Source organism: Campylobacter lari (assembly GCF_004357905.1).
In the GTDB taxonomy this organism is placed as follows: Bacteria; Campylobacterota; Campylobacteria; order Campylobacterales; family Campylobacteraceae; genus Campylobacter_D; species Campylobacter_D lari_D.
In genome coordinates, this window is sequence record NZ_SMTT01000004.1 from 85,580 (window position 1) to 103,126 (window position 17,547).

General features: G+C 30.9%; 17 protein-coding genes. 6 read left to right on the plus strand and 11 right to left on the minus strand.

What is annotated here, in order from left to right; genetic code table 11:
• Window positions 1-145 precede the first annotated feature (145 nt).
• Genes E2O22_RS04480 through E2O22_RS04495 form a run of 4 tightly spaced genes read left to right on the plus strand, consistent with a single transcriptional unit; the run spans window position 146 to window position 3,554 of the window.
• Window positions 146-1,690 (plus strand): multicopper oxidase family protein, encoded by a 1,545-nt coding sequence (locus E2O22_RS04480; RefSeq protein WP_133319419.1) that lies wholly within the window; start codon window positions 146-148, stop codon window positions 1,688-1,690.
• A 9-nt stretch (window positions 1,691-1,699) separates the two neighbouring features.
• On the plus strand, window positions 1,700-1,921 hold the full coding sequence (locus E2O22_RS04485; protein WP_133319420.1) for a MoaD/ThiS family protein: 222 nt from the start codon (window positions 1,700-1,702) through the stop codon (window positions 1,919-1,921).
• 3 nt (window positions 1,922-1,924) lie between these two features.
• Window positions 1,925-2,371, plus strand: coding sequence for a molybdopterin synthase catalytic subunit (locus E2O22_RS04490; RefSeq protein ID WP_133319421.1), 447 nt, complete (start codon window positions 1,925-1,927; stop codon window positions 2,369-2,371).
• A 1-nt stretch (window position 2,372) separates the two neighbouring features.
• Window positions 2,373-3,554, plus strand: coding sequence for a molybdopterin molybdotransferase MoeA (locus E2O22_RS04495; RefSeq protein ID WP_133319422.1), 1,182 nt, complete (start codon window positions 2,373-2,375; stop codon window positions 3,552-3,554).
• Window position 3,555: 1 nt separating this feature from the next.
• On the opposite strand, the gene E2O22_RS04500 is transcribed toward E2O22_RS04495, so the two are convergent.
• Complete coding sequence (locus E2O22_RS04500) at window positions 3,556-3,756, minus strand: hypothetical protein (RefSeq protein WP_133319423.1); 201 nt, start codon at window positions 3,754-3,756, stop codon at window positions 3,556-3,558.
• A 118-nt stretch (window positions 3,757-3,874) separates the two neighbouring features.
• On the opposite strand from E2O22_RS04500, the gene E2O22_RS08265 reads away from it, so the two are divergent.
• Window positions 3,875-4,015, plus strand: a complete 141-nt coding sequence (locus E2O22_RS08265; RefSeq protein WP_508619269.1) for a hypothetical protein — start codon at window positions 3,875-3,877, stop codon at window positions 4,013-4,015.
• A 144-nt stretch (window positions 4,016-4,159) separates the two neighbouring features.
• On the opposite strand, the gene E2O22_RS04505 is transcribed toward E2O22_RS08265, so the two are convergent.
• The 6 genes from E2O22_RS04505 to hsdR all read right to left on the minus strand — a co-directional run bounded on the left by E2O22_RS04505 (window position 4,160) and on the right by hsdR (window position 12,667).
• Window positions 4,160-4,708 (minus strand): hypothetical protein, encoded by a 549-nt coding sequence (locus E2O22_RS04505; RefSeq protein WP_133319424.1) that lies wholly within the window; start codon window positions 4,706-4,708, stop codon window positions 4,160-4,162.
• Window positions 4,705-6,207, minus strand: a complete 1,503-nt coding sequence (locus E2O22_RS04510; RefSeq protein ID WP_039627987.1) for a class I SAM-dependent DNA methyltransferase — start codon at window positions 6,205-6,207, stop codon at window positions 4,705-4,707. The genes E2O22_RS04505 and E2O22_RS04510 overlap by 4 nt, the downstream gene beginning before the upstream one ends.
• On the minus strand, window positions 6,208-7,278 hold the full coding sequence (locus tag E2O22_RS04515; RefSeq protein WP_133319425.1) for a Fic family protein: 1,071 nt from the start codon (window positions 7,276-7,278) through the stop codon (window positions 6,208-6,210). It abuts the gene before it with no gap.
• Window positions 7,279-7,399: 121 nt separating this feature from the next.
• The gene (locus E2O22_RS04520; RefSeq protein WP_133319426.1) at window positions 7,400-8,632 is read right to left on the minus strand and encodes a restriction endonuclease subunit S; all 1,233 of its coding nucleotides are present in this window, start codon (window positions 8,630-8,632) and stop codon (window positions 7,400-7,402) included.
• Window positions 8,632-10,386 carry an AAA family ATPase gene (locus E2O22_RS04525; RefSeq protein ID WP_243705644.1) on the minus strand — a complete coding sequence of 585 codons (1,755 nt, stop codon included), beginning with the start codon at window positions 10,384-10,386 and terminating at the stop codon, window positions 8,632-8,634. Before E2O22_RS04525 ends, E2O22_RS04520 begins: the two co-directional genes overlap by 1 nt.
• Entirely contained in the window at window positions 10,355-12,667 is a 2,313-nt protein-coding gene (gene hsdR, locus E2O22_RS04530) for an EcoAI/FtnUII family type I restriction enzme subunit R (RefSeq protein WP_133319428.1), read from the minus strand. The genes E2O22_RS04525 and hsdR overlap by 32 nt, the downstream gene beginning before the upstream one ends.
• A 153-nt stretch (window positions 12,668-12,820) precedes the next feature.
• Between hsdR and E2O22_RS04535 the strand changes: the two genes are divergently transcribed.
• Complete coding sequence (locus E2O22_RS04535; RefSeq protein ID WP_133319429.1) at window positions 12,821-13,903, plus strand: NAD(P)-dependent alcohol dehydrogenase; 1,083 nt, start codon at window positions 12,821-12,823, stop codon at window positions 13,901-13,903.
• Here E2O22_RS04535 and E2O22_RS04540 read toward each other — a convergent pair.
• From E2O22_RS04540 to E2O22_RS04555, 4 genes are all read right to left on the minus strand, one after another.
• Window positions 13,900-14,352 carry a lipocalin family protein gene (locus tag E2O22_RS04540; protein WP_133319430.1) on the minus strand — a complete coding sequence of 151 codons (453 nt, stop codon included), beginning with the start codon at window positions 14,350-14,352 and terminating at the stop codon, window positions 13,900-13,902. The two genes, E2O22_RS04535 and E2O22_RS04540, sit on opposite strands and share 4 nt — an antisense overlap.
• Window positions 14,349-14,678: a MarR family transcription factor RrpA gene (rrpA, locus tag E2O22_RS04545; protein WP_087700365.1), complete on the minus strand. Its 330-nt coding sequence runs from the start codon at window positions 14,676-14,678 to the stop codon at window positions 14,349-14,351. Before rrpA ends, E2O22_RS04540 begins: the two co-directional genes overlap by 4 nt.
• Window positions 14,679-14,904: 226 nt before the next feature.
• Window positions 14,905-16,626 (minus strand): GMC family oxidoreductase, encoded by a 1,722-nt coding sequence (locus tag E2O22_RS04550; protein WP_133319431.1) that lies wholly within the window; start codon window positions 16,624-16,626, stop codon window positions 14,905-14,907.
• Between the two features lie 3 nt (window positions 16,627-16,629).
• Entirely contained in the window at window positions 16,630-17,358 is a 729-nt protein-coding gene (locus tag E2O22_RS04555) for a gluconate 2-dehydrogenase subunit 3 family protein (RefSeq protein WP_133319432.1), read from the minus strand.
• Between the last annotated feature and the right edge of the window lie 189 nt (window positions 17,359-17,547).

The following is a 17,547-nucleotide window of genomic DNA, read 5'->3' on the forward strand; positions in this document are numbered from 1 at the left end:
TATTTGTCCTTAATTTTTTGATTTAAAACCACTTGTATAACAAATCATATTAAAATTATATCTTGTTTTTATAATTTACAATCATTAATCAAATAATAGCTATAATCAAAATCCAAATCAAAATTAATTTAGGAGTAAAAATTTAATGGATAGAAGGTTATTTTTAAAATTTAATGCTTTAGGTTTAGCAAGTATTAGCAGTGCTTATGCAATGGGGGATCATTCTCATCATAATATGCACTCAAAACATACACAAAAAGATACAAAAGAAATCGATACTTCTTTTATCAAACTAGAAAATCCAAACATTAAACTACTCGATGAAAAAGACTTTCCTAGCGGACAAACATTAGCAAATTTAAAACTTCTAAAAAACACAAGTGCAAAGAAAAATTTCTTTAGATCAAGTATAGAAATCAAAGAAAGTCAAATAGAGCTTGTTAAAGGTAAAAAAACAAAATGCTTCACTTACAATGGCTCTATACCTGGACCCAAAATAGAAGTTTATGAAGGTGACACTGTAGAAATTTTGGTAAAAAATAGTTTAAAAGAACCAACTACAATCCACTGGCATGGACTTGACATACCACCTGAGCAAGATGGCAACCCACACGATCCTATCATGCCTGGTAGAGAAAGAATTTATCGCTTTAAACTTGGAGAAAATTCAGCAGGAACTTACTGGTATCATCCGCACCCACACTACACCACAGCAAAGCAAGTTTATAAAGGCTTAGCAGGGGTATTTGTAGTAAAAGCTAAAAAAGATGCGTTGTCGCATTTACAAGAACAAGATTGGGTGATTAGTGATCTGCGTTTAGATAAAAACGCACAAATTCCTGATAATAATTTATTTGATTGGCTAAATGGTAGAGAAGGAAATTTAGTTCTTATCAATGGACAATTAAAACCAAAAATAACACTTGACAAAGCTCAAAGAATTCGTATTTATAATTTTTGTGCGGCAAGATATTTAAATTTACGCATTAAAGGTGCTAAATTTATTTTAGTAGGAACTGATGGAGGGCTTATAGAAAAAGGTGTTGAATTAGATGAATTATTTTTAAGTCCTGCTTCAAGAGTAGAAGTGCTAATCAAAGCAAGTAAGGGTGAATTTAAACTTGAAAGTACTTATTATGACCGCGATAAAATGCTTGTTAAAGAAGAACCTTACACTCTTATGTTGGCTGATCTTAAAGTAGAAAAAACTATAGAAAACATACCTGAAAAGCTACGAGAATTTTCACCTTTAAAAGAAGCTACAAGCTTTAAAGAAGTGATTATGAGCGAAGATCATATGCAAATGCATGGTATTAGTAAAAAAAGTGAAGAAGAAATCAAAAAAAGCCTTGCCTCTATGTTTTTAATCAATGGTAAAACATTTGATATGAATAGAACGGATTTAACCTCAAAATTAAATGAAGTAGAAGAATGGGTAATAAAAAACAAATCGCATATGGATCATCCTTTCCATATACATGGAACACAATTTGAACTCATATCTTCTAAATTTAAGGGTAAAATAACAAAAGCAAAATTCAGAGCATTGCAAGATACGATTAATGTAAGACCTGGAGAAGAATTAAGACTTAGAATGAGTCAAAAATTTACCGGTATTAGAATGTTTCACTGCCATATTTTAGAGCATGAAGATCTTGGAATGATGGGAATTTTAGAAATCAAAGAATAAAGGTAAAAAATGGTAAAAGTTGAATTTCTAGGGCCAATTAACAAAGAAAGCTTAGAGCTAAATGTAAATAATCTTAAAGAATTAAAAGCAATTTTAGGACAAGATGAAAGCTTAAAAGAATGGCTTGAGCTTTGTGCAGTTGCCTTAAACGATGAAATGGTTTTTAATGATGAAACTACCTTAAAAGATGGGGATAAAATTTGTTTATTACCACCGGTTTGTGGAGGATGAGTTATGTTTGAATTACATCAAGGAGCCTTAGAAATTCCTAGCATTTATGCTAGATGGTATGAATATGCTAAAGATAAAAACTGCGGAGCTTTGATCACATTTTGCGGTATAGTGAGGGCTGAAGATGAGATTGAGGCTTTGAGTTTTGATATATATGAGCCTTTATTAAAAACTTGGTTTGAAAAATGGTGCCAAAAACTTGCAAATGAAAATGTAAGCTTGATGTTTGCTCACTCTATCGGCGAGGTTAAGGTGCATGAGAGTTCTTATTTTGCTGGGGTTTTAAGCAAGCAAAGAAAATTAGGACTTAAGTTAATTAATGATTTTGTAGAAGATTTTAAAGCAAGCGCACCTATATGGAAATATGATATCATTAATGGCAAAAAAATTTATGCCAAAGAACGCTCTTTGAAACTTCAAGGAGCAGGAATTTTAAGCACTAAGGACTAAAATGCTAACTTCTTATAGTCAAAGTTTAGACATACTTCATTCACACATACAAACATATGAAAAAATAGAAAACATCGCTTTAACACAGTGCTTAGATAGAATTTTAGCCATAGATATCAAAGCTTCTACTAACAACCCTCAATTTCCCACAGCCTCTATGGATGGTTATGCGATCAAATTTAGCGAACAAGATGAGCCTTTGTCTATCATAGGCGAAGTACCTGCTGGAATTTTCCCAAGCTTTAAAATACAAAATAAAGAATGTGTTAAAACCTTTACAGGCTCTTTGATGAGTGAAGGTTGTGATACCTTAGTGCCTGTGGAAAAAGTTGAGGTTAAAAACGGTGTGGTTTATATAAAAGAAAAAGTTCCACAAGGCTTTGCTGTGAGAAAGGTGGGCGAAAGCTACACCAAGGGCGAAATTTTACTCACTAAAGGCACAAAACTAGGTTATAGCGAGATAGCACTTTTAGCTGAGCTTGGATATTTTCACATTAGTGTTTTTGCTAAACCTATCATAGGCGTGCTAAGTAGCGGAAGTGAGATCAAAGACTTAGGCGAAAGCTTAGAACACCCTGCACAAATTCGCTCATCAAACCATGTAGCCATAGCTAATATGGCAAAAAAACTTGGTGCTGAAGCTAGAATTTTTCCACTTTTAAAAGATGATATGCAAAAAACCCCAAGTGTTTTAAAACAAGCACTTAATGCGTGTGATATTTTAGTTACCACTGGTGGAGTTTCCATGGGGGATTTTGACTTTTTAAAGCAAGCTGTTAAAGAGTATGAAATCATCATAGATAAAGTCGATGTAAAACCTGGCAAACACATCAAAATAGCCAAATTTGAAGATAAATTCATCTTTGCTCTACCGGGTTTTCCATACTCGGCTATGGTGATGTTTAATTTATATGTAAGAGAACTTTTAAATGCTTGGCTTTTACAAGAAAAAGACTATATATTTAAAGCATTTGCAAATACTGACTATAAGAAAAAAAGTCCGCATTTAGAATTTGTAGCTTGTAATGTAGAATTTAAAGATGGAAAAATTTATGCCAATTTAAAAGGCAAAAAACAAGGCTCAAGTGCTATCATCAACAACCTTAACCACAAAGCTGCATTAATGATAGCAAATGATGATATAAAAGAAAATGATTTGGTTGATATAATTTTTATGCCTTGATTTACGCTGGATGAGAGCTTATGCGTTGTCCTTTTTCATCATAAGTTACAATCCAACTACCTTCTTTTATACTAACACTAGAACCTGTAAATCCTATCAAAGTATCACCTTTGTTTGTATTTACTGGCTTACTATAAAGCCTCCTATTTCCATCATAAACTTCTACCCACGAACCACTAACTTTAGCCAAAGTAATAGCCATTTTTTCTCCTTTAATTAAAATCGAAGGACGATAATATCAAAAAAAAAAAAAAACGCAAGAGCCAATTAGTCATTTTTAAAAATTGATGATTTAAAGCAAAATTTAACAAGGATGTAAAATAGATAAAAAATTAAATGATTTTTTTAAATTAAGAAAAGAATTTTATACTTTCTTTGATGAACACATACCAAAAATGGAAAAAGTTGATATTTTTGATTTTTCTAAAGCAAAAACTATGGGATGTAAAGGAAGTTTATAATCATTTTATAAATTCGACTATGCTATAAAAAAATGCTCGCTTGATATTTATAGAGCTTTTGATATTAGCTATAACAAAGATATAAAAAAATTTTAATGACAAGGTATAAATTTTTAACTTTTATTAAATTTTAAAAAAGATTTTTTAATCTTGATTTTTAATAAATTCGCTTTTATTAAATTCTTTAAAATTATACCAAGCTAAGACATTATAAACAAATCCTATAACAAAAAATACAAATCCTATTAAAATAGGCAATGTTAAAAAACCATAAAAATACATTTTACAAACTTTTATAAAATAAAACTGATTAGCTACTCTAGCTATCTCATAAAAAATTCTTTTTAAGAATTTAAAATATAGCAAACAAAATAAAATATGTATAGCCAACAAAAACGGAGTAAAAAACATTAATAAAAAATATTCTTCATTTAAAAAAACATAATAAAAAAATAAAATCATAAAATAAAGTAAAATAAAATAAAAAAATAAAATAAAAAGTGTTATAAAATAATTCTTGAATAAATTCTTAGCACTAGTATAAGTTTTTAATTGATATAAAACTATCATATATAATGTCGCGCTAATTACACTTAAAAAACCCATATAAGGCATAAAAGAACATAAATAAAAAGTTAAATAAAAAAGGGCTATAACCCTCACATTTTTAGATTTCTTTTTTATATCTATCATTTATTACCTCTTAAACTAGCTTGAATTTTTTCAAAAAGCATTTTTGCTTGTTTTTGATTTTGCTCTAACTCGCTTAAAATTTCCTCTACTTCACGCAAAGTTTTTTCTTCTTTTACGTTTGGGTTTTTAGCACTTAAATCATAATTTCTTTCTTCAAGTTCTTTTTTACTTACCAAATAAGAATTAGCCGTGATTTTTCTTTCTTTATAACATTTTAAAAATTCTTGCAAATGCGTGTATTCTAAAGGTTTGTTTTTAGTCAATTTAAAAGGTGGCACAAGCTCATAGTAATATACACTTTCATCATTTTCACCACAAATACTTCTTTGTCCTTTAGAAAAAAAAAGCACATTAGTTTTTACCGCACTATAAGGCAAAAACACCCCACTTGGCAAGCTTAAAACACATTCAAGATTAAAATTTTCTAGCAAGTCTTTTTTTACACTCACAAAGGCATTTGAATTTTGAAAAAGCACTCCTTCAGGCACTACTATGGCACACCTTCCATTGTTTTTCAAAGACTTTAAAATATGTTGTAAAAACAAAAGCTCAGTAGCGTTTGATTTTACAGGAAAGTTATTTTGAATTTGATCTTTTTCTTTACCACCAAAAGGAGGATTTGCCAAAATCACTTCGTATTTTTCATTTTCAGTTATGTCTGTGATTTTTTTATTTAGAGTATTGGTTTTGATGATATTTGGGGACTTAACCTCATGTAAAATCATATTCATCACACCCATTGCATAACTAAGTGGAGTTTTTTCTTTACCGAACAAGGCATCATTTTGTAAAAATTCAAGTTCTTCCACACTCAAATTTGCTTTTTTCTTTTTTGCCCTATCTTCATAAAGAATATGCAAAAAACTCTCTACTAAAAACCCACAACTCCCACACGCAGGATCATAAATTCTCTCTTTTGCTTTAGGGTCTAGCACCTCCACCATGGCTCTAACCAAAGGTCTTGGGGTATAAAACTCCCCACTATTTCCCCCATCGCTTCCCATGTCTTTTAAAAGCTTTTCATAAACCTCACCTAAAGCAAACACATCACTTTCTTTGCTAAAACTTAGCTCATCGACTAAATTTATAACTTCTCTTAAAGTATGGCCATTAGCTATGCGGTTGTCTATAAATTCAAAAATTCCACCTATCTTATACTCTATGCTTTTGAAATTTTCATTATCTTTAAAACTTTTTAGGTATGGAAAAAGCTCATCATTCACAAAGCTTAGCAAATCACTTCCACTTAAAGCATTTTTTACATCAAGCTTTCCTTCGCTTGTTTTAGGTGCTGCCCAAGCTCTCCAACTGAATTTTTCTTGCAAAATAGCCTTATAAGGCTTTTCATCTAACTCAGCTTCTAGCTTTAGCTCTTCTTCATAATCATCTAAAAATTTCAAAAAAAGCACCCAACTAATCTGCTCACTATAATGCATAGCACCGCTTATGCCATCATCTCTTCTTAGAATATCTGTGATTTTATCGATTTTACCTTGCATTTAAAAAATTCCCTTTCTAAAAAGTCTTAAAAGTTCTATATTAATATAATAATTATTTCTACCCATTTTAATGCACTCTAGCACCCCTAAATTTTCACAAATTTTAAGGTATTTTGAGGCACTTTGCCTAGAAATATCTAATTTATTTATCAAAAAGTCTATCTTTGTATAAGGATGAGAAAACAAAAGCTCCACAAAGTCTTTGCTGTAAAAATTCGTTTTATTTTGCAAAATTTCACCTACATTAGACATCATTTTTTCTATTATAGTAATGGTTTTTATCGTTTTTATAGCAGTTTGCTCTACACCTTTGAGTATATATTCTATCCATTCTAAAATTGCACCTTCATCACGTACTTTTTGTAAAAGATTGTAATACTCTTCTTTGTTATTTACTATATAAGCGCTTAAATACAAGATAGGCAAATCAAGCAAGCCTTTATAAACTAAATAAAGTATATTGATAATCCTGCCTGTTCTACCATTACCATCGTAAAATGGATGTATGCTTTCAAACTGATAATGAATGATTGCCATTTTTACCAAAAAATCAAGTTCATCTAAAGTATCATCGTTGATGTATCGCTCCAAATTTCCCATAAGTTCTTGTATATCACTAGGATTTTGCGGGGGTGTGTGTTTGATTTCTCCTGTGGTAGGATTTATCAGCGTAGTTCCGCTTTGTTTTCTAAAACCTGCATTATTTCTTTCTAGTCTTTTTTGAATTTCTAAAATATGTGCATTTCTTAATAATTGCTCTTTTTTTAAAAGCTCATATCCTTTTTTTAAAGCATTTTCATAGTCTTTTACTTCTTTTACCGCTCTTGTAAGTTTACTTTCATCGATTTGAGATAAAAAAAGTTCATCGTGAGTGGTAATAATATTTTCTATCTCGCTAGAATCTTTAGCTTCTTGCAAGATCAAAGCATTGATTAATATATTTGGATTAGGCATGCTTTTGCTAAATCCATTTAACTCCGCTAATTTTCTCGAAGCCCTAATGATGAGACCATAAATATTTGCATTTAATTCTATATCTAAAGGAAGTTTTGGTGGTATGAATTCTTTCATAATTTTTCCATATGTTAAAATTTTTTTAAAATTTTTAACATTATAAAAAAATATGTTAAAAAAATCAAAAATTTTTAACATATCTAGTCTTTATGTTAAAATTTGATAAAAATTTTAACATTTATAATCTTCCTTGAAAAGCTTTATCTAGCAAGGATTTTTTAAGCTCTTGTAGATTTTTTATCTGTGCTTGATAGTTTTGCTTTAAATTTTTTACATGAGAAGAAAGCTCATCTAAATGCGAAGCGATTTGCTCTTGTTCTTTGAGTGGGGGTAGTGGGATTTGTAGAGATTTGATAAAGTCTACTGATACACCCTTGACAGTAGCACCTATACCGTTTTCTATTAAAAAATCTTTGTTTTTCTTAAAAAAATAAAATAAATATTTTTTATTCAGTGATTTGTGTGGTAATATTCCCTTTAAGTCTTGATTAATAGCTAAAGTGTCTTTTACTAAACAAACTTTCCCTAATCCAACCCTAGTTGCAATTAATATAAAATCCTGATTAATAATATTTGTAGAACTATTGTCTAAGCCTAAGTTTGTAATACGAAATTCTGTATCTTCAATAGTTTCTGTATTCATGTCTCTTACAGTAGCCCATTTAATCGTTCCATTTTCCCAATATTGTTTTATTTGTTTCGATGGAGTGCCGCCACCTATAATTTCGCAAATCTCCCCTAAGCTTTTCCATTCCCAACCTTGCGGGAGTTTGTAGTTTTCCTTAGTATTATCCTTTAAAGGGTTAAAAGCTTTTTGCAAGGCACTTTGCATTAACTCATCTAAATTTAGTAAATTCTGCTCTAAGATTTTTATACTCTCATCTATCTTTGCAAAACTTTCATCTAAAATCCCCACTATCCTTTCTTGCTCTTTGAGCGGCGGCAACGGAATTTGAAATTTCTCTAAATCTACAAACCTTAAATTATTTATGTTAGAACCTTTAGAAATATTGAAAATATAATTTTTATAAGAATCGCTTCTTAAATAATAAGCTATAAATTTATGGCAAATATTTAGATTGATAATTCTAAATAATCCACAAAAAGCCCCAAAAGTAAAATCATTTAAATTGTTTAAAAGTATATTTTTGCCTACAATATGTTTACTACCGCTACTCATTGCAAATAATATATCATTGTTTTGAATAATCTTATCAACTACTAATTCTTTGGGAATGATTTGTAGTTCATCTAAATTCAATTCATTTTGAATATTATTTGCTCTTAACAAATAAACAGATTTTTCATTCTTTGTGGATAATAGTTGCTCTTTTTTGTAAGAAACGCCCCTTATAAAAAAACCTATCTCACCAAGCTTTTTAACTTCCCAACCCTGCGGTAATTTTATCATTATTTTTTTACCTTGCTTTTCAAAAAATTAAACATCGTTACTATATCTTCTGAAATTTCTTCTTTTGGAATACTAAAAATAACTTGTCTCATTTTGTTTATATCATCTCCATTATCATCACTATACAATCCTTGAATAATATCCTTGCAATCTAATTCTTTTAAAGAATTAATATTATCCAAGTTATCATCTTTTTTTATATGATCATTTTTAGCTAGATTATCATTATTTATCAAATTTAAAACATTGTATTTTTCTAGCATAGTATATGAGAGTAAATAATTTTCTATTTCTCTTCTTTTCCAGACTCTCAAATAAAAACAATTTGCATAATCATTAAGACTTTTTAGGAGTGATTTTAAGCCAGATGGTTTTAATTCGTTATCTATTGAACTTAATATATAATTATCCTTATCACATATTATAAAAATATTTTTACTATTAAAATGTTTATTTTCTAATATTTTAATATAATCCTTACACCATTCAAGTTTTTTATTTCCAATAGTATCAGTATTTCTACTATATCCAGAAGGACACTTAAAAGGTTGTATTTGATTTAATATTTTCAAATCATCTTCATTATCAATTTTAATTTCACATAACATTTTAAAAATCTCCCAATCATTCAAATCATCTATCAAAACAATATTTTCACATTTTGATGCTATTTGATATTGATACATTTTATTTGATGTGAAATTATCTAGCCTTTTGCATAATTCATTAAAAATATCTTTACTTTGTAATTTTCCATTGTCAACCAAATAAATATCTTCTATATTTTTTCTCACAATACTTTCTGTAATATGTGATGTAGATATACAATAACCTTTAATGTCTTCCAATCGACTCCATAATTTTTCAATATTTTTATAATGTACATGTGAATCAATCTCATCAAATAAAAAAAGAGTATTTTCTTTATCGAAAATATCTAAAATAGCATAAATAGCTAAAAGCTGATACTCGCCATCACTTAAATCATCAAATTTAAGGTCGTTATCCAAAGTAAGTGTTACTGTGTTTATATCAATATTTCTATCATTTTGAGTTGCATTACTTAAAAAAGTAAAAATTTCAGAGCTATCTTTGCCAAAAATTTCATTAGCTTGATTTATGGAAAAATTTATACCTCGCTTTATTATAGGATAAGGTTCACTATTGAAATCTTCATAGTAATGTTGATCAAATTTTTTTTCAGCTATCTTCTCTAGTATTTTATAATCTATAGTATCTCTTATAATTCTTTTTACAACGCCTTTTGCTTCTTGCATCAATTCAATTTCAAGTCTTCGAATATAATCAGATAGAATTCTGAATTTAAAATATAAACTTATATTCTCAATATTTATATTTTTTTCCATTAAAAAGCTTTTTACCAAAGAGTCTTGCTTTGTAGAGATGGAAAAAAATACTAATAAAATTATCCAATTTTTATCAAAATAAAAAGAATGAACAACTTTTCGATTATTATCGTAGTTCTTTTTATTTCGCATCTTTTCTTTTTTATGTTTTTTAAAAATTTCAGTAAATTTTTCATTTTGTCCAGAAGAAAAACAAATCACATTAAAATTGTCATCTTGTATATATTTTTCAAAAATAGATTCTAGAATTCTTGACTTCCCACAACCATTTTCACCAACTAGCAAAATATTTGCACTATTTTCCAAATCTATATGCTGCGAAACTATACCTTTATACTCACCTATTTCTATTCTTTTATCCTGCATAAATCTCCCTTTGTAAATCATCAATGCATTGTTTTAAATTTTCCATACCTTCAAATTCACTCACTAGCTCTTTTACACTACCTAAAGAGCTAAGATCTATAAGTGTTTTTAACCCACTATCAAAGTCTTTTATACCATACTCTTGATACCTATCTAGTAAAAATTCCACAAGCTTTAAGGCTTTTTCTTTTTGGAAGCGTTTTAAAAATGCACTATTTTTTACATTTAGCACGCGTTCATGGCGTGTTTTTATCTCGCTGTTAAAGCTTAAGTGTGCTAACACATCATACACATCGCAGTCTTTTTGCTCAAAAATCACTGTCAATTCTTCCAAAACCTGCTCGCTTATGCGGTCTTTTTCAAGTTTTTGTAAAAATTCTTTCCTACTTGCTTGGTTACTCCAAATCTCGCGTAACTTTACTTCATCATCATAAAATTCTGCTAGCTTTCCTACTAAAAATTCCAAAAATTCTTTTGTGCTAAGTGGCTTGTCGCTATCTCCTATGTAGCTTGTCGTTATATCAAGCACTTTTAGTTTTGTGCCTTTTAAATGCACAGTGACTTCTTTTTGCTTGGTTGCTTCTTTAGGGTTGCTTTGCTCTCTTTTGTTTTGTATAGTTTTTACCTCGGTTTTTTCTTCATCTTTGATCTGCTCGCCATCCCATTTAGGATCATAAAAAAGTCTTGTTACTCCGGTAAAATCTAGTATAGTAAAAAAGTCTTTTCCCTCATACGCCCTAGTGCCTCTTCCGATGATTTGCTTAAATTCTATGATAGAACCTATATTTGCCAAAAGCACTATGTTGCGGACATTTCTAGCATCTACTCCTGTGGTTAGCATTTTAGAACTAGTGAGTATTACAGGATAGCTTTTGTCATTATCTTGAAACTGCTTTAAGTATTCAAGCCCTATTTTACCCTCATCACTTGTAACCCTCACGCAGTAGTCATCTCTTTTTACACTTTTAAATTTATCAATGGCTCTTTTTACTTCACTTGCATGAGCTTGGTTAGCACAAAAGATGATGGTTTTGTCCATAGGGTTGATGAGCTTTAAAATTTCTTTAGCTAGAAAATCGTTGTATTGAGGTAAGTGAATATTTCTTTCAAATTCATTGATCTTATAAAAGCCTTTTTCTAACTCACCTTCTATGATATCATCAGGGTTATACACATAGCCTTCACTAAGCGTAGTCGTAACACGCTTAACTTTATAAGGAGTTAAAAAGCCATCTTCTATGCCATCTTTAAGACTATACTCATACACACTCCCACCAAAATATCTATAAGTATCTACATTATCGCTTTTTTTAGGTGTAGCAGTAAGCCCTAAATGCGTAGCCGATGAAAAGTACTCTAGCACCCCTACCCAGCTACCTTCTTCATTCGCTCCACCTCTGTGACATTCATCGATGATGATAAGATCAAAAAAGTCTTTGGGGTATTGTAAGTAGAATTTGCTTTCTTGCTCTTCATTAGCGTTTTCTTGTTCTTTTGAATTTGAAGCTAGACTTTGATAAATTCCAAAAAACACATTTGCACTTGTAGGTACTCTACCATTATTTTTTCTCAACTCTTGCGCACTCACTGCCACGCAATCGCCCTCTATAGGATTAAACTCTCCTAAAGCTTGATCTCTTAAACTCACCCTATCACATAAAAATAATATCTTAGGTTTTTTGTCTTGATTTGTTTTATTCCACCTAGCTTCAAGCAAACGATAACACAAAGCAAAGGCTATAGTGGTTTTACCTGTGCCTGTAGCAAGAGTGAGTAAAATTCTATTTTTACCGTTAATCAAAGCTTCTATGACTTTATCAACTGCGATCTTTTGATAATATCTTAATTCTTTTTGGGGTATGTATAATTCTCGCTGTGATAAAAGCTTGTATTGCCATTCTTTTAAATTTCCATAAATCCTAGCAAAAAGCTCATTTGGGGTTGGAAATTTTTCTATATACTCACCGCTTGAAGTTTTTAGGTTGTATTCGTAAATTTTATCGCCATTAGTGCTATATACAAATGCTACATTTAAAATTTTAGCATATTCTATGCCTTGAGATAAGCCATCTAAAGGATCTTTGCTTTGTTTTTTAGCTTCTATGATAGCAAGATTATTGTTTTGAAATTTCAACAAATAATCTGCAAATTTTCTTTCGCCTCTTTTATTTCCTATAAGCTTACGCCCATCGGTAAAATAATAATTTCTTATGATATTTTCTTCACTCCAAGAGCTAGTGTGAAGTTTTACATCTATGAGTTTAACTCTAGTATCATCTTCTGAAAAATGCTTAAATTCCATGGCTTCCTTATGGATAAAAAATTTAAATAATTATACCATAAAAATCAAACCAAAACCCACAAACGCACCTTTAGTATAGTATCTTACTTTATTTTCCCTATTGCAATAAAAACCTAGCTTTAATATAATTTCAAAAACCACAAAGGAGAGAAAATGGACTCAAAAATCTTTTTAGAAAATGGTCGTGTTAAAAGTAAAGGTTATGCCATGCTTAGCAAAGATTCTAAATTCACACCTTTTGAATTTACACGCCATAAAGTAGGCAAAAACGATATCTTAATCGCTATCAAGTACGCAGGAATTTGCCATAGCGACATACACACTGCAAGAAGCGAATGGGGTAAGGCAACCTACCCTTGCGTACCTGGCCATGAAATAGCAGGAGAAGTTATCGCGGTGGGTGAAAATGTGAGTAAATTTAAAGTAGGTGATTATGCTGGGGTTGGGTGCATGGTAAACTCATGCGGAGAGTGCGAAGCATGCAAAAAATCTCAAGAGCAATTTTGCGAAAATGGTAAAACCATCTACACTTATAACTGCAAAGATGTATTTCATGATAATGAAAACACCTATGGAGGCTACTCAAACAACATCGTAGTAAGTGAAAAATTTGCTATCAATGTGCCAAAAAATGCACCACTTGACAAAGTAGCGCCTTTACTTTGTGCGGGTATTACTACCTATTCACCGCTTAAATTTTCAAACATCAAAGAAGGCTCAAGTGTAGCCGTAGCAGGATTTGGTGGACTTGGTATGATGGCAGTAAAATATGCTGTGAAAATGGGTGCAAAAGTAAGTGTTTTTGCAAGAAATGAAAACAAAAAATCAGAAGCTCTAGCTATGGGTGTGAGTAATTTTTATACTAGTACAGATAAAAGTGCGGTAAAAGAAAGATTTGACCTCATCATCTCTACCATACCAACCCTTTATGATCCGCTAGCTTATATGGATTTATTAAAATTTGGTGGTGAGATGGCTATAGTAGGATTACCTCCACATGAAGTAAGTCCTAGCATTAACATCATTCACTTTGTACATAAAGCAGGTAAAAAAGTATATGGCTCGCTTATTGGGGGCATTAAAGAAACTCAAGAAATGCTTGATTTTTCTTTAGAACATGGAATTTATCCTGAAATTGAACTCATCAAACCAAGCGAGATTGACAAAGCTTATGAAAATCTCACTTCAGGAAAAGCCAAATTCCGCTATGTAATCGATATGAGCGCAGAGGATTAATACTCATCAAAAATCACATCGCTAGTGTCAAAACCTCTTTGTTTGGCTATTTCAAGCAAAGAGGTTATTTGCTCTTTTGCTAAAATCTCTCTTGATAAAATCCAAAGATATTTTTTATCAGGACTACCTACGATAGAAACTTGATAATTTGTATCAATGTAAACAATCTCATAATTTGGCTTGTTAAAAACATTCATAAAAATACTAAATTTAACCGCTAAAGATCTTGGTGATTTTACCCTAGCTTTGCCATTTGCTTGAGAGATTTCTCCATTTTCTTTAGTGCATATATTTTTGACTTTGATTATAGGCGTAGAGCCTTCATACTCTAGCTCATATTCTGCCTTAGCACTTTTGCAAGTTTTTTGAAAAAATGCAGGTTTTCTAGCCATTTCTAACCATGTGCCCATGTATTTTTCTAAATTTATACCATCTAATAATTCTATCATTTTTCTTCCTTTTGATTTGCCTCGCCCCAATCACACATCGCTTGTAAAATAGGAATTAAACTTTGACCTTTTTTAGCAAGACGGTATTCTACTTTTGGAGGGATTTGTGGGTATTCTTTACGCGTGATTAAATCATCATTTTCAAGCTCTCTTAAAGTATGTGTTAAAGTCTTAAAAGAAATATTACCAAGATATCTTTTAAGTTCATTATATCTTACTACTTCATAGCGAAATAAACAGTACAAAACGCTCATCTTATACTTTCCCGAAATCAAAGATAAAGTATAATTAAATCCGCATTCCGTAAAATCGCACTTTTCTTCCATATACTTTCCTTTTATATAGCATCATGCTTTTTTATATTATAATCCAAAATCATTTTTTATCAAAATGAAAACAAATTAAAAATGGTTTCGATGTATTTCATCACAAATCTTATCATTGCTGCTATTGTTGGTGGGGCATGCAGGGCTGCGCTTCATTTATGGAAAAAGAAAAAAGAAAAAGATAGTAGTGAAAAATAATATGTGAAGCAAAATGCTTCACATATATCTATACTAATTGTCTATCATTTTTATGATATTTTAAAATACCCTCTGCACAACGATAAGCCAAAGCTCCAACTGTATCAGTAGGATTATATCCGCTATTGTGCTGAAAATTTCCTGCACCCACAACAAAAAGATTATCCATATCCCAATGTTGCAAATAAGTATTAACAACACTTGTTCGAGGATCAGCACCCATAGTAGTTCCACCCGTATTATGTGTAGATTGATAAGGCACAATACTATAATCTTTTAAATAAGTTCCTTTTTTAATTGATCTCACTCCTTGCATTTTTTTAGCTACTTCAGCTGTTTTATCTGTTATAAATTTATGCAAAGCGCGATCTTGATCTGTAAAATTATAAGTAAGTCTTACGAGTGGCGTTCCAAAAGCATCTTTATAGGTTGGATCTAAACTCAAATAGTTACTTTTATGTGGTAAAGATGCGCCTTGCCCTCCCACTGTAATGGCTCTTGTAAAATTATAGTTTAAAGCTTTTTTAAATTCAGCTCCCCAACTTGGAGTTCCTTTTGGCAGAGGAGCTGATTGGATAGGGCGATTTCCAAGTTGCACACTATAAATCATAGCTCCGTGTAAAAACTTCTCTTTTGAGTGATCAAAATTATCCCCATTATAATCATCGCAAGTTGTACCCAAAGCACCTGAACCCATATATGTATTAAATTGCTCATCAAAAAATGCTGTTGTTCCCATATTGATTTGATAACAATAGTTTTTACCTAAAGTACCTTTGCCTGTATTTGGATCGTATTGCTCACCTATACCACTTACCATTAAAAGCTTAGCATTGTTAAACATATAGCTTGTAAGCACTACAATATCTGCTGGCTGAATATACTCTTTCATAGTTCTAGTATCTACAAACCTAACTCCTGTAGCTTTGCCATCTTTTTTTAGTATTTCTATAACATTACTATGAGTTCTTATAGTATATTTTCCTGTACTCATGGCTTTAGGTATGACAGTATTAATAGGACTAGCCTTAGCACCATACTCACAACCAAAACGCTCACAATAAGCACAATATTGACATGGGGCTAGATCTTGACCATCTGGATTAGTATAACCGCCTTTTGAATTAGCCGCAGGTAATCTAAATGGATGTAATTTCATTTCTTTTGCAGCTTTTTCGAAGCGTTTAAGCATTTTAGTATTTTCTAAAGGTTCTTGCGGATAAGGACTTGATCTAAACAAACCCATTTTTTCAGCAAGTGGGTTTTCTTCTCCACAAATTCCACAGGTTTTTTCAAACTTATCATAATAAGGTTCCATATCTTTATAGGTTAAACCCCAATCTTGCAAGGTATAATCATTACCTAATTTATTACCATATCTTTCAAAACTTTTTGTTTTAATCTCAAAATCATAAGGTAAAAATCTAAAGGTCCAACCATTCCAATGCACCCCTGCACCACCAACATTACTTCCAAGTAAAAAAGATCCCATTTTTCTATATGGTAAAGCTAAACCATTGACATTATGGCGAAAAGTTACTGTATCTTTTGAGCAATCTTGCATTAAACCATAGTTAATACCATATCTCCACTCATCGTGAATCATTGCAAAATTTTCCGTAGTTTGCATCATACCACGCTCTAAGCTCAAGACAGTCAATCCAGCTTTGGTAAGTTCTGCTGCAACTATACCACCTGTCCAACCAGCTCCTACTGTTACCACATCTACTTTTTTTAATACTTCTACCATAATTCATCCCTCCATATCAGCTAAGCTCATAGGCTCTATGTCAAAAAACTCATCACTTGCAATTTTATCAATATAACTCATTTGAGCACCAGGATATTGCATCATTCTCCATCCATTTTTATTATCATTACCACCATAAATTGGATCAGACAAAACTCCAGCTATTGTCATATCCCTTAAAAGAGTAAAAAATTCAGAAGATTTAAATCCTATGAAATCGATTTTATTTTTTTCTAAATCAACTAAAATTTTATCCTGCTCAACTCCTTTTAAAGATGAAAAAGTTTTTTTATAACGCTTTTGAGATATTATTTCCAAAGCTTTAACACCCTCTAAAAAAATCTCATTACGCTTCATTGGGGTTTGATAACCTTGCTCAGCAATTCCTTCTATAAATGGTCCTTGTAAGTATTCTCTATCATTATAACCATAAGCTGAAGCTAATTGATTATCAATAAAATAAGGTACGCCTAAGCCTATAGCACCATCACCTTGCTCATCTTTTGGATAAATTCTCTCACATGCTGCACTTAGATTATCAAAATCGGTCTGCACTTGAAAAAACATTTTTCCTCTTATTTTATTTGAACCTCCTTGTGTTTTCTTATGCGCATGAGTTAATTCTGCAGCATGCAATATAGCTCCACCACTCATAGTACTAGCAGCAACCACGCCGCCACCTAAAAGACTTAATTTAAAAAAATTTCTACGATCAATGACATTATCTTGCATATCTTCCTCCTTTTTATTGACAATATCAAATCATATCAATTCTATTCCTTGATTTTTTAATATAGTCTTAAATAAAAAAAATAATACTATTTTTGTATTATTTTAAAAAAATCAATCATAAAAAGTAACATATTTGTTTTAAACTTTCTTATAATATAGTATCTTACATAAACTTCGGCATTGAAATAT

Coding starts and splice junctions, on each gene's coding strand:
- E2O22_RS04515 (WP_133319425.1), bottom strand. CDS start 7,278: ATGAAAGAATTCATACCACCAAAACTTCCTTTAGATATAGAATTAAAT.
- E2O22_RS04505 (WP_133319424.1), bottom strand. CDS start 4,708: ATGATAGATATAAAAAAGAAATCTAAAAATGTGAGGGTTATAGCCCTT.
- rrpA (WP_087700365.1), bottom strand. CDS start 14,678: ATGGAAGAAAAGTGCGATTTTACGGAATGCGGATTTAATTATACTTTA.
- E2O22_RS04555 (WP_133319432.1), bottom strand. CDS start 17,358: ATGCAAGATAATGTCATTGATCGTAGAAATTTTTTTAAATTAAGTCTT.
- E2O22_RS04540 (WP_133319430.1), bottom strand. CDS start 14,352: ATGATAGAATTATTAGATGGTATAAATTTAGAAAAATACATGGGCACA.
- E2O22_RS04490 (WP_133319421.1), top strand. CDS start 1,925: ATGTTTGAATTACATCAAGGAGCCTTAGAAATTCCTAGCATTTATGCT.
- hsdR (WP_133319428.1), bottom strand. CDS start 12,667: ATGGAATTTAAGCATTTTTCAGAAGATGATACTAGAGTTAAACTCATA.
- E2O22_RS04485 (WP_133319420.1), top strand. CDS start 1,700: ATGGTAAAAGTTGAATTTCTAGGGCCAATTAACAAAGAAAGCTTAGAG.
- E2O22_RS04510 (WP_039627987.1), bottom strand. CDS start 6,207: ATGCAAGGTAAAATCGATAAAATCACAGATATTCTAAGAAGAGATGAT.
- E2O22_RS04520 (WP_133319426.1), bottom strand. CDS start 8,632: ATGATAAAATTACCGCAGGGTTGGGAAGTTAAAAAGCTTGGTGAGATA.
- E2O22_RS04525 (WP_243705644.1), bottom strand. CDS start 10,386: ATGATTTACAAAGGGAGATTTATGCAGGATAAAAGAATAGAAATAGGT.
- E2O22_RS04480 (WP_133319419.1), top strand. CDS start 146: ATGGATAGAAGGTTATTTTTAAAATTTAATGCTTTAGGTTTAGCAAGT.
- E2O22_RS04535 (WP_133319429.1), top strand. CDS start 12,821: ATGGACTCAAAAATCTTTTTAGAAAATGGTCGTGTTAAAAGTAAAGGT.
- E2O22_RS04495 (WP_133319422.1), top strand. CDS start 2,373: ATGCTAACTTCTTATAGTCAAAGTTTAGACATACTTCATTCACACATA.
- E2O22_RS04500 (WP_133319423.1), bottom strand. CDS start 3,756: ATGGCTATTACTTTGGCTAAAGTTAGTGGTTCGTGGGTAGAAGTTTAT.
- E2O22_RS04550 (WP_133319431.1), bottom strand. CDS start 16,626: ATGGTAGAAGTATTAAAAAAAGTAGATGTGGTAACAGTAGGAGCTGGT.